The sequence below is a fragment of the Archangium minus genome (assembly GCF_044360475.1).
Lineage (GTDB): Bacteria > Myxococcota > Myxococcia > Myxococcales > Myxococcaceae > Archangium > Archangium minus.
Genome location: NZ_CP043494.1, coordinates 7,975,260 through 7,989,755, shown reverse-complemented (window position 1 = coordinate 7,989,755; position 14,496 = coordinate 7,975,260). Strand labels below are relative to the sequence as shown.

At 68.1% G+C, this 14,496-nt stretch carries 11 protein-coding genes; 8 read left to right on the top strand and 3 right to left on the bottom strand.

Annotation, left to right across the window (positions count from 1 at the left end):
- Positions 1 to 301 precede the first annotated feature (301 nt).
- The 6 genes from dnaK to F0U60_RS32335 all read left to right on the top strand — a co-directional run bounded on the left by dnaK (position 302) and on the right by F0U60_RS32335 (position 9,594).
- Positions 302 to 2,212: a molecular chaperone DnaK gene (gene dnaK / locus F0U60_RS32360; RefSeq protein ID WP_395805653.1), complete on the top strand. Its 1,911-nt coding sequence runs from the start codon at positions 302 to 304 to the stop codon at positions 2,210 to 2,212.
- Between the two features lie 169 nt (positions 2,213 to 2,381).
- Positions 2,382 to 4,907: an AAA family ATPase gene (locus tag F0U60_RS32355; RefSeq protein WP_395825555.1), complete on the top strand. Its 2,526-nt coding sequence runs from the start codon at positions 2,382 to 2,384 to the stop codon at positions 4,905 to 4,907.
- A gap of 14 nt (positions 4,908 to 4,921) precedes the next feature.
- Positions 4,922 to 7,234 carry a VWA domain-containing protein gene (locus tag F0U60_RS32350; RefSeq protein ID WP_395805651.1) on the top strand — a complete coding sequence of 771 codons (2,313 nt, stop codon included), beginning with the start codon at positions 4,922 to 4,924 and terminating at the stop codon, positions 7,232 to 7,234.
- 13 nt (positions 7,235 to 7,247) lie between these two features.
- A complete protein-coding gene (locus F0U60_RS32345) occupies positions 7,248 to 7,805 on the top strand; it encodes a PspA/IM30 family protein (protein WP_395805649.1) in 558 nt (185 codons plus the stop codon).
- Positions 7,806 to 7,829: 24 nt separating this feature from the next.
- Positions 7,830 to 9,140: a hydroxyacid-oxoacid transhydrogenase gene (locus F0U60_RS32340; RefSeq protein WP_395805647.1), complete on the top strand. Its 1,311-nt coding sequence runs from the start codon at positions 7,830 to 7,832 to the stop codon at positions 9,138 to 9,140.
- A gap of 22 nt (positions 9,141 to 9,162) precedes the next feature.
- Positions 9,163 to 9,594 (top strand): acyl-CoA thioesterase, encoded by a 432-nt coding sequence (locus F0U60_RS32335; protein WP_395805645.1) that lies wholly within the window; start codon positions 9,163 to 9,165, stop codon positions 9,592 to 9,594.
- A gap of 12 nt (positions 9,595 to 9,606) precedes the next feature.
- Here the strand turns inward: F0U60_RS32335 and F0U60_RS32330 are convergent, their stop codons facing one another.
- On the bottom strand, positions 9,607 to 10,488 hold the full coding sequence (locus tag F0U60_RS32330) for a DNA integrity scanning protein DisA nucleotide-binding domain protein (protein WP_395805643.1): 882 nt from the start codon (positions 10,486 to 10,488) through the stop codon (positions 9,607 to 9,609).
- Positions 10,489 to 10,625: 137 nt separating this feature from the next.
- Here F0U60_RS32330 and F0U60_RS32325 point away from each other — a divergent pair, with 137 nt between their 5' ends.
- Positions 10,626 to 10,988 carry a TraR/DksA family transcriptional regulator gene (locus F0U60_RS32325; protein ID WP_395805641.1) on the top strand — a complete coding sequence of 121 codons (363 nt, stop codon included), beginning with the start codon at positions 10,626 to 10,628 and terminating at the stop codon, positions 10,986 to 10,988.
- A gap of 59 nt (positions 10,989 to 11,047) precedes the next feature.
- Here F0U60_RS32325 and F0U60_RS32320 read toward each other — a convergent pair whose 3' ends face one another.
- Positions 11,048 to 11,803, bottom strand: coding sequence for an FHA domain-containing protein (locus tag F0U60_RS32320; protein ID WP_395805639.1), 756 nt, complete (start codon positions 11,801 to 11,803; stop codon positions 11,048 to 11,050).
- Positions 11,804 to 11,996: 193 nt separating this feature from the next.
- On the opposite strand from F0U60_RS32320, the gene F0U60_RS32315 reads away from it, so the two are divergent.
- Positions 11,997 to 13,811: a protein kinase gene (locus F0U60_RS32315; RefSeq protein ID WP_395825552.1), complete on the top strand. Its 1,815-nt coding sequence runs from the start codon at positions 11,997 to 11,999 to the stop codon at positions 13,809 to 13,811.
- A gap of 16 nt (positions 13,812 to 13,827) precedes the next feature.
- Here F0U60_RS32315 and F0U60_RS32310 read toward each other — a convergent pair whose 3' ends face one another.
- Complete coding sequence (locus F0U60_RS32310) at positions 13,828 to 14,460, bottom strand: FHA domain-containing protein (RefSeq protein ID WP_395805637.1); 633 nt, start codon at positions 14,458 to 14,460, stop codon at positions 13,828 to 13,830.
- Positions 14,461 to 14,496: the final 36 nt, after the last annotated feature.

The window sequence follows — 14,496 nt, the reverse complement described above, 5'->3', positions numbered from 1 at the left end:
GCGGCGTGATGCCCTCCAGTGCACTTTCCCAGCCAATGGCTGACGCGTGGCGTTATCTCCTCCTACATTAACAATTCCAAGGGGTTGGCGTGTCGGGAACTGCTCGGATGGCTGGCCGGTTGCTACCGGCGGGTGGCGGAGGTGGAGAGCGCGTTACGCACCGGTTGCATCGGAGTGGCACATCCGTGACGCAGCTTTCGGCGGTTTGACACCCCCGGGTGGGTGGTTACGTTGGTCACACATCGGAAGTACTCGAGGGTTTCGCGGTATTTTCCGCAGTTATTCCGGGAGGTTACACACCGTGGGCAAGATTATCGGCATCGACCTGGGCACCACCAACAGCGTGGTGGCGATCATGGAGGGTCGCGAGCCCAAGGTTCTCACCAATGAGGAGGGGAGCCGCACCACGCCCTCGGTCGTCGCGTTCGCGAAGGATGGGGAGCGGCTTGTGGGGCAGGTGGCCAAGCGTCAGGCCATCACCAACCCCGAGCGGACCATCTACTCCATCAAGCGCTTCATGGGCCGGCGGTACGAGGAGACCACCGAGGAGGCGAAGCTCGTCCCCTATAAGGTGGTGCGCGGCCCCCATGGCGACGCGCGCGTGGAGCTCGATGGCAAGCAGTACAGCGCGCCGGAGATCTCCGCGCAGGTGCTGCTCAAGCTGAAGCGCGCCGCCGAGAACTATCTGGGCGAGAAGGTCACTGAGGCGGTCATCACCGTTCCGGCCTACTTCAACGACGCCCAGCGCCAGGCGACCAAGGACGCGGGTGAGATCGCCGGCCTCACCGTGCGGCGCATCGTGAACGAGCCGACCGCGGCGGCGCTGGCGTACGGCCTGGACAAGAAGAAGGACGAGAAGATCGCCGTCTACGACTTCGGCGGCGGTACGTTCGACATCTCCATCCTGGAGGTGGGCGAGAACGTGGTCGAGGTGCTCGCGACCAACGGTGACACCCACCTGGGCGGCGACAACATCGACCACACGCTCATGGACTGGCTGATCGCCGAGTTCAAGAAGGACAACGGCATCGACGTCTCCAAGGACAAGATGGTGCTCCAGCGCCTGAAGGAGGCGGCGGAGAAGGCCAAGATCGAGCTGTCCAGCACGATGGAGACGGAGATCAACCTGCCGTTCCTCACGGCGGATGCCTCCGGTCCGAAGCACCTCAACGTCCGGCTGACGCGGGCCAAGTTCGAGGCGATGATCGACAGCCTCGTCGAGCGCTCGCTGGAGCCGTGCCGCAAGTGCCTGAAGGACTCGGGCGTGGACCTCAAGGATCTCAACGAGGTCGTGCTCGTGGGTGGCTCCACGCGCATCCCGAAGGTGCAGGAGGCGGTGAAGCGGCTGTTCGGCAAGGAGCCGAACCGCTCGGTGAATCCGGACGAGGTGGTGGCGGTGGGCGCGGCGGTGCAGGCCGGCGTGCTCGCGGGCGAGGTGAAGGACATCCTGCTGCTGGACGTCACCCCGCTGTCGCTGGGCGTGGAGACGCTGGGCGGCGTGATGACGAAGCTCATCGAGCGCAACACCACCATCCCCACCCGCAAGTCGGAGACGTTCTCCACGGCGGCGGATGGCCAGACGCAGGTGGAGATCCACATCCTGCAGGGTGAGCGCGAGATGGCCGGTGACAACCGGAGCCTCGGCCGCTTCCACCTGACGGGGATTCCTCCGGCGCCGCGCGGCGTGCCGCAGATCGAGGTGACGCTGGACATCGACGCCAACGGCATCCTCAACGTCAGCGCCAAGGACAAGGCGACGGGCAAGGAGCAGAAGGTCACCATCACCCACTCGTCCGGTCTGGCCAAGGATGAGGTCGAGAAGATGGTGAACGCGGCCAAGGAGAACGAGGCCGCGGACAAGGCTCGCCGCGAGCTGGTGGAGGTGAAGAACCAGGCCGAGGCCCAGGTGTACGCCGCGGAGAAGATGGTGAAGGAGAACCGCGAGAAGCTCTCGGCGGACGCGGTGTCGACGCTCGAGTCGGCCATCAAGGCCGTCAACGAGGTGCGCGAGGGCCAGGACAAGGACGCCATCAAGGGCGCGTTGGATCGGCTGCAGCAGGCCAGCTACAAGGTGGCCGAGGAGATGTACAAGGCCACGGGCGGCGCTCCTGGTGCGGGTGCTCCGCCTCCGGGCGCCGACGCGGGTGCGGCTCCGGGCAGCTCGGCCAAGCCGAAGGACGATGTGGTGGACGCCGAGTTCCGCCAGTCGTAGTGGGTGCCCCTCCTCCCTCTCCCCTCGGGAGAGGGTCGGGGTGAGGGTCGCTGATACTCCGGGTTGAAACCCAGGAAGAGCAAGGGCCGGCGCTCCTGAGAGGGGGTGTCCGGCCCTTCTGTTTTAGGGCTACGATGTAGGCGCCCTTGTTCCCAGGCCGAACCCCGTGATCCATTCGCCCACGCCCGTCTACCCCCAGGCCGCGCAGGCCTTTCGCCACTTCTTCCAGGAGCTGCGCGAGGCCTACCTCGAGCGTGAGACGCTCCTCACCCAGATAGAGCTGGCGCTGCTCTGCCGGGAGCACGTGCTTGTGGTGGGGCCGCCGGGGACGGCCAAGAGCGCCATCGCCTCCGCGGTGCTGGGACGCATTCTGGACGAGAAGACGGGGCAGCCCTCGCTCTTCGCTAAGCAGATCGCTGAGTCCACCGTGCAGACGGACCTCATCGGCCCAGTGGACTTCAAGGTGCTCACCGAGACGGGACGCACCGAGTACATCACCGAGGACGGCATGCTGGGTGCCACCCACGCCTTCCTCGACGAGGTCTTCGACGGGCGCGACATGCTCCTGCGCTCCATCCTCAACGTCCTGCACGAGCGCGAGCTCAAGCACGGGCGCCGGGTGACGAGCGGACGCATCGAGTGCGCCATCATGACGAGCAACCGCTACCTCTCCGAGGTGCTGGCGCGCTCGCCGGAGCTGCTCCTGGCCTTCGCGGACCGGCTCAGCTTCATCTCCTTCGTGCCCAAGTCCTTCGCCCGGCGTCCCAGCCGCGCGGCCATGCTGCACCGCTTCGCGCATGGCATCCGGCCGGATCTGCGCGCCACCCTCACCCTGCAGCAACTGGACGTGCTCCAGGAGGCGGTGGAGCGAGTGACCGTCTCCAGCCACCTGCTCGAGGCCATCGAGATGCTCGCCGACGAGCTGGAGCGCGCGCTCACGGCCCAGGTGTCCAAGCTGCCTGACTACGTGCCCACCAAGTACTTCTCCCAGCGCTCCGTGGTGAAGGCGCTGTGGGCGCTCAAGGCCGCGGTGGTGAGGGATCAGCTCTACCGCCGCCCGGACCGGTCGCTTGAGGCCACCGTGGAGGACCTGGATGCGCTGCGCTGGTTCTTCCTGCTCGGCGGACCTCCGGCGGAAGAGTCCGAGGCGCTCCTCAAGGTGGCGGTGGATCCCCGCGAGCGCGCGCAGCTGGAGATCGTTCGCATCGAGCAGAAGGCCTTTGACGCCGCGCTGACCAAGGTGCGCGCGGAGCTGGGCACGGGCGTGGAGCGTGAGGCGTCGTCGCTCGGTGCGGCCGAGGATCTCAAAGCTGTGGAGGCGCTGGCTCGCACCTTCCAGCCCGGCATCGTCTCCACCACGGCGCAGCGCCTGCGCATCAAGCTCGTCCCGGGGCCTCGACATCCGGACAACCGGGTGGCTCTGCTGGGGGCCGCGCGCGGGCTGATCGCGACGGTGGAGCAGCGCATGGCACGCGGGCCTGTTGAGGGCACCGAGCCTCGGGCGGGCGTGGCCGTGTTCTCCGCGCTCGTGGAGACGGTGGACCTGTGCCGTCAGGTGCCGGAGCTGCGTCAGAGGCTGCCGGCCCTGTGTGAGTCGGTGGCCCGCTTCGTCCTGCAGGCCCTCGAGCTGATGGCGCTCAACGCCGAGAGCCTCGCCTTCGACGAGGCGGTGGTACTGGAGACGCTCGTCGGGCTGGCGGACAACCTCTCTGAGGAGTTGAGCCGGGTGGGCGAGCTCCTGGTGTTGCTCGCCGAGGGCAGCTCGGGCGCGGTGGTGCGCCTACGAGCCGCGGAGTCCGAGGCGCGGCGACGTGCCCTGGCCGCCCTCCGCCAGCGCGCGACGAACGTCTTCCCTGCGTCGCGTGGTCGGAGAGATCCGCTGGATGCGCTCGCGGCGGACTCGCGCCGGCTCACCCAGCTTGAGACGGCCCTGTGCAAGCTGGACCCTGCGCAGCGCGGCCTCAAGCAGGAGCTGTTGCAGCCGCTCGGGTTCGCCTACGCGCGGGATGTGCTGTCCACCACGCCCTTTGAGCGCATTGACCAGTTCTCGCGCACGGTGCAGTCGGTGGCGGAGAACCTGCGGCGCGAGGGTCTGGCTCCGGAGCCCGTGTTCGTCGAATGCCGGGAGATCCTCGAGACGCGCCTGCGCGAGTACGTGCGGAGCATGGGCCGCGAGGTGGCGAGCCCTCCGCCGGCCCCTCATGCCGCCGTCAATGGCGAGGCCTACACCTTCTATCGGGGTGACTTCTCCGCGCAGGTCCGGGACGGTGAGTACTCGGCGCTGCTCGGGCTGGACGGACAGCTGGCCTTCGCGCGACCGGCCTCCGAAACGTCCTTCCTCTCCGACAACATCCGCGATGCGGTGGCCCGGGTGGAGCTGTCCTTCGTGCAGACGCGCCTCAAGTACCTGCGCAACTGGCTCTCACAGCTCATCAACGCGCTGCCGGCCCCCCAGTCCGTCCAGAACCGTGCCTCTGCGGATCAAGTCTTCGATCGCCTGGTGAAGAGCCGCTTCCCGCTGCTCGCGCTCAAGGAAGGCGAGCTGGTGCGCATCAAGGGCCTGCTCGGCGTGCTGATCGCCATCCCTGGGGAGCTGGGTGACAGCGCGCGCAAGTTGGAAAGCGTGCTGCGCGGCATCGACGACGACTTCACCCGTTTCAGCAAGCAGCTGCTGGAGCTGCGGGCCTCGTTGTGAGGAGGAGCTGACGCGTGCTCGGCTCGCGGCTCTCACGCCTGCGGCTTCGGTTGGACGCGCTCCAGGGGAGTCCGTCCCAGTCCGAGGGTCTGCGGGGTTGGTGGCTTGGGCTCACCGCCCCGGCCGAGGTGGACCTGTCCCTGCCCACCGTGACGGCGCTCGACAAGGCGCTGGAGCGGGTGGGGGTGCACACGCTCGCGGACGCCCGCTTGTTGCTCGAACTCGGTGTGAAGAAGGGCAGGGTGGGCGAGCTGGCCACGGGGTTGAAGACCCGGGCTGGCGAGGCACTGGAGGAGTTCGAGCGGACGCTGGAGGCCGTGGAGAAGATGCTCCGGGTAGGCCGGATGCCTCCAGGGGCGCGCACGGCGCTGGAGCGGGGCTTCGTGCGGCTCGCGCGGGTACTGCGGGTGGCGGACCTCTTCATGTCCCCCACGCCCCCGCCTCGGGAGGCGGAGGGCGAGTTCGAGATCTTCTCACGGCCCGGTCCCCTCTGGAACGAGCGCGGAGCCCCGAGCAAGGCCCGCATGGCCGTGGCCGAGTTCCTCGCCGAGCGGGCGCGCACCAATGTGGAAGACCTGGTCCAGAAGCGGAGGGACCTGGACATCGCCCATGAGCTCCTCCTGCGCATCGGCATGGAGCACGACCGTGACCGCGGAGTGGCCCTGCGCAGCGAGGTGGCCCAGGCGCGTGAGCGTGTCCGGGAGCAGCCGGCGACGCGCTCGCTGGATGCGCTGGTGAAGGAGGTGCGACGCACCGCGAGCAGGGATCCGCACATGGCCTGGCGCTCGCTCCGGGGGCTCTACGAGCGTGCCCTCGAGGCGAATGATCCCCGGTTGGCGGCGGCGGCCCGTGCGGCGCTCGAGCCGATGATGCCTTCCCGCGAGCCGATGCGGGCCATGCTGGAGTCCGCCGAGCGCGATGACCTGACCCGCTGGTTTGGCGAGGCGCCCCCCGCGTTAGAGGGCCCGAATGCGCTCCGGCAAGCGCCCAAGGTCTCCAGCGCGGATGACCTCCTCGCGGATCTGGCCTTCTCGCTGCGGCCCGAGCAGCTCTCCGCGTTCGAGCTGGCGGCTGGCTGCGCCCGCTACTTTGACGTGGAGGACTCGCTCACCGAGGAGATCGTCGAGGTGAACACCCGGAAGGTGCGCCCCGTGCCACGGCGGGTGCCGTACCCCACGCAGAACATGACGTTCGAGCGCACGGGCGGTTTGCACGACGTGCACAACTTCGTCATCTCGGATCCACGGCTGCTCGTCTACGACCTGGCCGCCCACAGCCAGACGGTGCGCGCCTACCTGGAGGATGAGCCCCCTCCCCAGCCCAAGAAGATGAAGCGCACCGCTGTGCGCGTGTACGTCTGTGACGCCTCGGGCTCCATGCACGGCTCTCGGGCGCGCTTCCGCGACGCCATCATCATCGCCGAGCTCAACAACCTCCGCGTCAAGGCGCGCCAGGGCGTGCCCTTCGATCCGCTCTACTTCTCCTTCTTCAACGACGCCCCCACGGAGCTTGCCCGTGTGGACACGGCCCGCGAGGCCACTCGGCAAATCGAGAAGCTCTTCCGCGACTCGCCCGCCGAGGGCCAGACGGACATCTCCCTGGCGCTTATGTCCGCCTTCGACTCCATTCGCGCTGCGCGGGGCAAGGATCCCTACCTCGCTCGGGCCACCGTGGTGCTCATCACCGACGGCGAGGACCGCGTTGACCTGGAGCTCATCCGCCGCACCCGTGCGCCCGTGGACGCGCTGGACATCTCGCTCAGCTTCATCTCGCTCGGCGAGGAGAACCCGGACCTCAAGTCGCTCGTCATGGAGCAGCGAGCCCGCGGTGGCCGTGCCTTCTACCACCATCTCTCCGACCAGGAGATTCAGTGGGCGAAGACCGAGTTCGACAGCCCCTGGCGCACCCTCCTTCCTCATGATGTGCCCGTCACCCCTGAGGTGATCGAGGCGCTTACCCCCCACCTCGAAGCGCTCGAGGCCATGGCCACCGGACGTACGGAGGTCTCTCGCGCGCCCGTGACGTCCGAGGCCTCCTTCGATGCCCTCTTCCCGGACCCGGAGCAGGTGGGAGCCCAGCCTCTTGCGGGGGAGGCGCCTGGTCCCGAGGTGATTGCCCGCGTGGCCGACATCCTCGATGCCATCGTGGAGTCCGCCGCGCTCGCCTCCGCCGACCGCCGTGCCACCGAGGGCATCAACCTCCTGCAGCACCTGCTTGGGGTGTACCAGCTCACTCCTGCGCGCTACCTCTCCGCGCTGGCCGTCGGAGGTTCACAGGTGCACGAGCGCCTCGCTCGCGTGCGCCTCTTGTGCCGTCCGTTCGAGTAGGCTGACTCCGGCCATGCTCTTCGACTGGTTGCGCAAGAAGAAGACACCCAAGAAGCCCCAGCTGCCGACGGATCCGCTCGCGGCCTTCGATCAGCTGATCGAGGACCTGGAGCGCCAGGCGGCCGAGGTCCGCAAGTCCGCGGCCACGCTGCTGGCGCTCAAGGGAGACCTGACCCGCTCACAGGAGCGGTACCTCAAGCGGCTGGAGGACATCTCCCAGCGGCGGGCCGTCGCGGACGAGCAGGGGGATACGAAGATCGCCCAGACGCTCGAGCGGGATCGCGCCCAGACCGAGGCCCTGCTGAACACCACGCGCGAGTCGCTCAACCGCGCGGAGCAGGACGGCAAGCTGCTGCTGGAGGCTGCCGCGGATCTCGGCAACCGGGTGGCCGAGCTGCGCACCGAGCGGGAGAGTGCCTCGGCTCGGCTTGCCGTGGGGGGGCTCGTCACGGGCGCCCTGCGCGAGCAGGTGGAGCGCTTCGAGAAAGTGCTGGCCGTGGATGCCGCGCGTGATGAGATCGAACGGGCTCATGCGCTCGCGGACATCTACCGGGAAGAGCGCGGAGCTTGAGCACCAACGGTTAGGAGGGAAGCAATGGGCTGCTGCCACTACTACCAGCACGTTGGTGAAGGCTGCGACAACGCCTTCACCGTGGACACCTCACGTATCACCTTCGGCCGCGGCTGCCTGGCGGAGGTGGGTGATCGCGCCAGGGCACTCGGGATGAAGCGCGTGGCCCTGTTCTCGGACGCGCGCATGGCCCGGCTGCCGCACTTCCAGAAGGTGCACCGCTCCTTGAGTGCCGCTGGACTGGACGTAGTCGTCTACACCGATGTGCACGTGGAGCCCACGGACCAGTCGTTCCTGGATGCGGCGCGTTTCGCCTCGGAGGCTCGGCCGGATGGCTACATCTCCCTAGGAGGCGGCTCGGTCATCGATACCTGCAAGGCGGCCAACCTCTACGCCACCCATCCGGCGGACTTCCTGGCCTACGTCAACGCGCCGGTGGGCGAGGGCCGTGCAGTGCCCGGCCCGCTCAAGCCGCACATCGCCTGTCCCACCACCTCGGGCACGGGCAGCGAGGTCACCGGCATCACCATCTTCGACCTGTTGTCGATGGGGGCGAAGACCGGCATCGCCTCGCCAGCGCTGCGGCCTACCGAGGCCCTCATCGACCCGGATTGCACCGCGACCCTGCCCGGTGAAGTGGTCGCCGCCAGCGGGCTGGACGTGTTGTCGCATGCGCTCGAGTCCTATACGGCGCGGCCGTACGTACGCCGTCCCGCACCGCAGCGTCCGAGCTTGCGGCCCATGAGCCAAGGCGCCAACCCGTGGAGCGACCTTGGCTGTCGCGAAGCGCTGCGCTTGATGGGGCTCTACCTGGAGCGCGGGGTGAAGGACGCGGAGGACCATGAGGCCCGCGAGCAGCTGATGTGGGCCTCCACGCTGGCGGGTATCGCCTTCGGAAACGCCGGGGTGCACGCACCGCATGGCATGGCCTACGCCGTAGCGGGTCTGGTGCGCGACTTCCGTCCCTCGGGCTATCCGCAGGACGAACCCCTGGTGCCCCACGGCATGGCCGTCATCGTGAATGCCCCGGCCGTGTTCCGCTACACCGCGCAGGTGAGCCCCGAGCGCCACCTGGAGGCCGCACAGTGGCTGGGCGCGGATGTGCGTGGCGCCACCCCCTCGGACTCTGGCGAGGTGCTCGCGGGCAAGCTCATCCAGATCATGCGCGCGGTGGGTATCCCCAATGGCCTGGGGGGCGTGGGTTACGGCGAAGCGGACGTGGCGGCCCTCACGGAAGGTGCCTTCCCGCAGCAGCGCCTGCTGCAGAACGCTCCGCGTGAGATGACCCGGCCCGTCCTCACCGAGCTGTTCCGCCAGGCGCTGAGCTACTGGTAATCGAAGCGGAGGCAACCCCCCCATGACCGAAGCCGAGACCGCAGACCGCTACCGTTACTTCGTGCCCATCACCACCCGCTGGATGGACAACGACGTCTACGGGCACATCAACAACGTCACCTACTACAGCTACTTCGACACGGTCGCGAACCACTACCTCATCCACGAGGGAGGCCTGGACATCCTCACGAGTCCCGTCATCGGCCTCGTCGTGGAGTCGCGGTGCGCCTACCGCGCTCCGCTCGCGTACCCCGACCGCCTCCGCGCGGGCCTGCGCGTGGACAAGCTCGGCAACCGCTCGGTGACGTACGGAATCGGAATCTTCAAGGAAGGTGAGGAGCAGGCCTCGGCCCACGGGTACTTCGTGCACGTCTTCGTGGACCGCCAGTCGCGCAAGGCGGTGGCGATGCCCGAGCGCCTGCGCGAGGCGCTCACGCGGCTCTCCGTCGCGTGAAGACGCACCGCGCTACGTGCGGCGCGCCGTCTGGTGCAGCTCCAGCACGATGTTGCCGCCCTTGAAGAGCCTCACCGCTCCCGATGTCTGGCTCACCACGAGCGCGATGCACTTCGTCGTCGACGTGATGCTCGCCGCCGCCGCGTGTCGCGCTCCCAGCCCCAGTGGAATCTTCACCGTCTCATCCGAGGCCGACAGGTAGCGTCCCGCCGCCAGCACCACGCCGTCCTCGCGGATGACGAAGGCGCCGTCCAGCACCGAGAAGTTCTTGATGGCCTCGCGGATCTTCGGATCCAACACGTTCCGCTCGGCCTCCGAGAGCCCCTGGAACGGGTTGATCGTCATCTGCCGGCTCTTCTCCATCACGCTCGTGTGATCGCCGATCGTGATGATCGTCCCGATGGGGTGACCCTCGAAGCCTTCCTGGCCGACCTGCAGCGCCAGCTGGATGAGCGCGTCCACCACCTGCGAGTTGAACTCGTCCCCCAGCTTCACGCCCTCAATCGTCAGTCGGTCGTCGAGCGAGCCGCCGATGCGCATCTGCATCAGCGTGTCCGGGGAACGGCCGAGCTTGCCCGTCATGCACAGCACCAGGTCCCCCTCCTTGAACGCTCCCTGGGACAGGGCGGACACGAGCGCCACCTTTACTCGCTCGGTGCGCGAATAGTCGTAGGCGGGAATCACCAGCGCCCGTTGCTTCTTCGACAGCAGCTCCTCCGCCATCCGGGGTGCGGTTACTGCGTAGACGAGCTTGCGCTTCGCCTGCTGCCGGCGCAGGTCCTCGGGCGCGATGGGCACGTCGCTGATGTAGAGGAAGTGGTCTACGTCCCCTTTTCCAGCGAGCGAGAGAGCGGCTCGCAGGAACTCCCGGTCGAATTTCGAGGTATCGCTCATGGGCTACGGACGCGCCGCCTGTTATGGGTTGTTGGTCAGGGTCTCCTTGACATCAGACCGCACGTGAATAAAGCTTTCCGGCCATTTTTTTTGAGGCACCAGGGCCCATTTTCCCCGATGCACGGGAGCCTAAGGCTGTGAACCAGAAAGATCTCAAGCGTTACAAGAAGATGCTCGAGGACAGCAAGACGAGCCTGCTGGAGAGCGCCAAGAAGACCCTGGTGGAAGAAGCGAGCTTCGACACCGACGATCTCCCCGACGAGATCGACCAGGCCTCTTCTGAGTATGCCCAGTCGATGGTGTTCCGTCTGCGGGACCGGGAGAAGTTCCTGCTTCAGAAGATCGAACGTGCCCTTGCTCGTATCGAGGACGGCACCTTCGGCATCTGCGAACGCTGCGAGGAGGAGATCTCTCCCAAGCGGCTGGAGGCGCGGCCGGTGACGACGCTGTGCATCCGCTGCAAGGAAGAGCAGGAGAAGAAGGAGAAGTCCTACGGGTAGCTCGTAGGAGGGCAGGGGGGTTTCTCGCGTACGGGCCCGCGTGAGATCCCCTGCTCCCCTCAGGCCGCCAGTTGGATCTCCACCCGGAGCAGCTGGCGGCCAATGAGGAAGTGGTCCCCGTTGTCCACGAACACCGGACCGGTCAGTCGGATGAAGGTGCCGTTGGAAGAGCCAACGTCCTTCACTCGCAACCTGTCCTGCTTCACCAGCAACAGCGCGTGACGCCCCGAGACGAAGCCATCGGTGGCGAAGGTGATGTCTCCCTGCTCGCGCCCCAGGTGGTTCTCCCCTTCCTTGAGCGGGAAGGCGGCACCTCGGATACCCCCCTCCAGAATCTGCACCAGCCGCAGCCGGTAGCCCGGGTCATTCGAGCCCCAGATATGGGCTCCGCCCGGGCCCACGGCTGCTGCGGGAATGGGCTCGAGCACCAGGCGCTGCCGGCCCAGGCGCAGCTCGCCGCCCACGGGCAGCTCCCGCTCCTGGCGCAGGCGCACGAAGACGCCATTGGCGCCGCCCACGTCCTCCACGGCCAGCCGCCCTCCCGAGAAGAAGAAGCGGGCCTGCACGGGCATGATGAAGGGGTCGTCCGCCAGCGGCAGGTCGCCCTGGGGGCCGCAGGTGAGCGTGTCCTTGGTCATCCGCACCACGGACTCCGGGCCGCCGTCCGCCCGCACGACGCGCAGGGCCACCTGGGGCCGGGCCGCCGGTTTCGGCGAGGCCATCACCATCGTGCTGGAGCGGATGGACGAGCCACAGGCGTGGCAGGTGGAGGCGGAGTCGGGGTTGTCGGCGTCGCAGCGGGGGCAGTAGACCATGGCGGGCGGGTGTACATATCAAGCCCAGCCGGGGGTTGCTCGGGCGGCGAACAATCCCCGTACAGTGGCCGTCCACCTTGCGGGCAACCCGACGCTCGTGGGAAGTTCGGGCCCCAACACCCCGACCCCTGCTTCAGGGAAACTCTCCTTGCATTGCCCCAGCTGCGGCGCTGACGCCGGTGATGTCTCCAAGTTGTGTCTCTCCTGCGGCGCCACGCTCGCGCGCGGGGAGGCGGACGAGTACATCGGCCGCACCATCGCCAAGAAGTACCAAGTGGAGGCCCTCATCGGTGAGGGCGGCATGGGCAAGGTGTACCGTGCCCGCCAGGTGGCGCTCGACAAGCTGGTGGTGCTCAAGGTGTTGCGCCATTCGTTGCTCGGGGATGATCGCACCGTGGCCCGCTTCAAGCGCGAGGCCAAGGCCGCCAGTCGCCTCAACCACCCCAACTCCATCAGCATCCTCGACTTCGGCCAGACCGAGGACGGGGCCCTCTTCATCGCGATGGAGTTCGTCCCGGGGCAGGATCTGCACACCGTCCTGAGCAAGGACGGCCCGCTCCCCGAGCAGCGCATCATCCGCATCGTCAGCCAGGTGCTCTCCGCCCTCTACGACGCGCACAACGCGGGCGTCATCCACCGGGATCTCAAGCCCGAGAACATCATGGTGGAGCAGCGCCGCAACGATCCGGACTTCGTGAAGGTGCTCGACTTCGGCATCGCCAAGTTCCAGGACGGCGACGGAGAAGGGCCGGCTCTCACGCGCACTGGCTTCGTCTGCGGCACCCCCGAGTACATGTCTCCCGAGCAGGCGCGTGGCGCGACGCTGGACCACCGCTCGGACCTGTACGCCGTGGGCGTCATCCTCTACCAGCTCATTACCGGCCGGCTGCCCTTCGAGTCCGACTCCGCGGTGGGCTACGCCACCAAGCACCTCACGGAGGAGCCCCTTCCTCCGTCCCGCAAGCGCCCGGAGATCCGCATCTCCCCGGCCATGGAGCGGCTCATCATGCGGGCCCTCTCCAAGAGCCCGGATGATCGGCCTCAGGACGCGGAGGCCTTCCAGGCCGAGCTGCTCGCCGTGGACAAGGAGCGCGAGCGCCGCGCCCATGCGCCTGCTCCCGGTCGCCGCCAGCAGGGAGCGGCGGTGCTCGCGCCGCTGCCGCGCAAGGCCACGCCCCCTTCCAGCGGGCTGCACACGGAGGTCACCGATCCGGGCTGGGGGGGTGAGTCCGACGCCACCGTGCGTGCCATGCCCGAGCGGATGCATCCGGGAGCCAGCATGGCCCGCTCCGCGCAGGAGCGCACGCAGCTCGCGCCTCCTCCGAGTCGGCCACCCGATCGCGAGCGTGGAGAGCGCTCACAGCCCCAGCCGCTCGTCGTCGTGCGGCCCGCGCCAACCGAGCGCGTCACGACCGAGCGCACCATCGCCGTTGACCGGGCGCCGGCGACCCACGTCAATGCGTCCCTGCCTGGCAGCAAGACCGAGGCGATGGTCTCCGCCGTGACCGACACCGGTGGCGGCTTCGGCTTCCTCAAGGCCTTTGTCCTGACCCTGGCGCTCCTCACGCTCGGCCTGGTCGGCTACTGGCTGTACACGAGCTGGCGCAGCCAGACCCAGGAGAAGCCCTTCGTCCCTCCGAAGAACGCGCCCATCCCGGGACAGGAGTCCGGCGCCAACGTGCCCTCACCCGGCACGCCGCTGTACGAGCAGGATGTCCCGGCGAAGAAGCGCGATTCAAAGCAGGCGCTGCAGCGGCGGCTGGCGGGGTACGCCGCTTACAAGAACGGCAACCTGGAGCTGGCCGCCCGGGAGTTCGGCACGGCCTTCTCCCTGGAGCCTTCGCCGGAGCTGTCGTTGATCCTCGGCGAGGTGTACTGGGCGCTCGACAACCACGAGGAGGCGCGCGGCTGGTGGATGCGCCACCTGCGTGACCTGCCGGAGTCCAAGGCCCGTGACACCCTGCTGCGCAGGGAGCCACAACTGGCCTCCGCCGTTGGCGGCCGGTAACCGGCGGCTTGCTCCCTCAGCCCACCAGCTCCACTTGGACGATATGCTGGCCCAGGCGCACCCTGTCTCCGGCGCGCAGCGGCCTGTCCACCCCGGGCGTGATGCGCACGTACGTGCCGAGGCCTCCGGAGAGGTCGCGCAGCTGGGCGCCGGTGAGGGTGAAGCTCAGCTCGCAGTGGCGACCGGCCAGCCCCTCCTCCTGAGGAAAGCAGACGTCGCAGTTCGCCTGTCCAAGCGTCAGGAGCGGGGCGGAGGTGACGACGGTGCGTCCACTGCGGCCTCCTACCAGCACCTCCTCCACGCCAAACACGCCTTGCCCGGGAGGCACAGGCGCACCGTAGACGGTGGGACGCCCAGCCAGGGGCGGCGGGGCCTCGAGCTTGCCAAGGAAGCGGAAGAGGCGCTGGCCGATACTGAAGAAGGAGAGCGGCGGGAGCGTCTCGGCACCCGGGATGGTGACGTAGACGCCCGAGGCGCTGGACTCATCGCGCACATGTAGCACGTTGTCCTTGATGAGGAAGGTGGCGTGCTGGGCGGAGACGAACGGATCGTCCGCGAAGAGGATGGCGCCGCGGGAGCGGCCCACGGTGCAGCCCGTGACGGGCAACTTGAAGCGCTGGCCTCGGGCCGAGCCGGCGATGACCGCCAAACCAAAGCGCGAGGCGGCCGGGGCGGGACGAGCTCC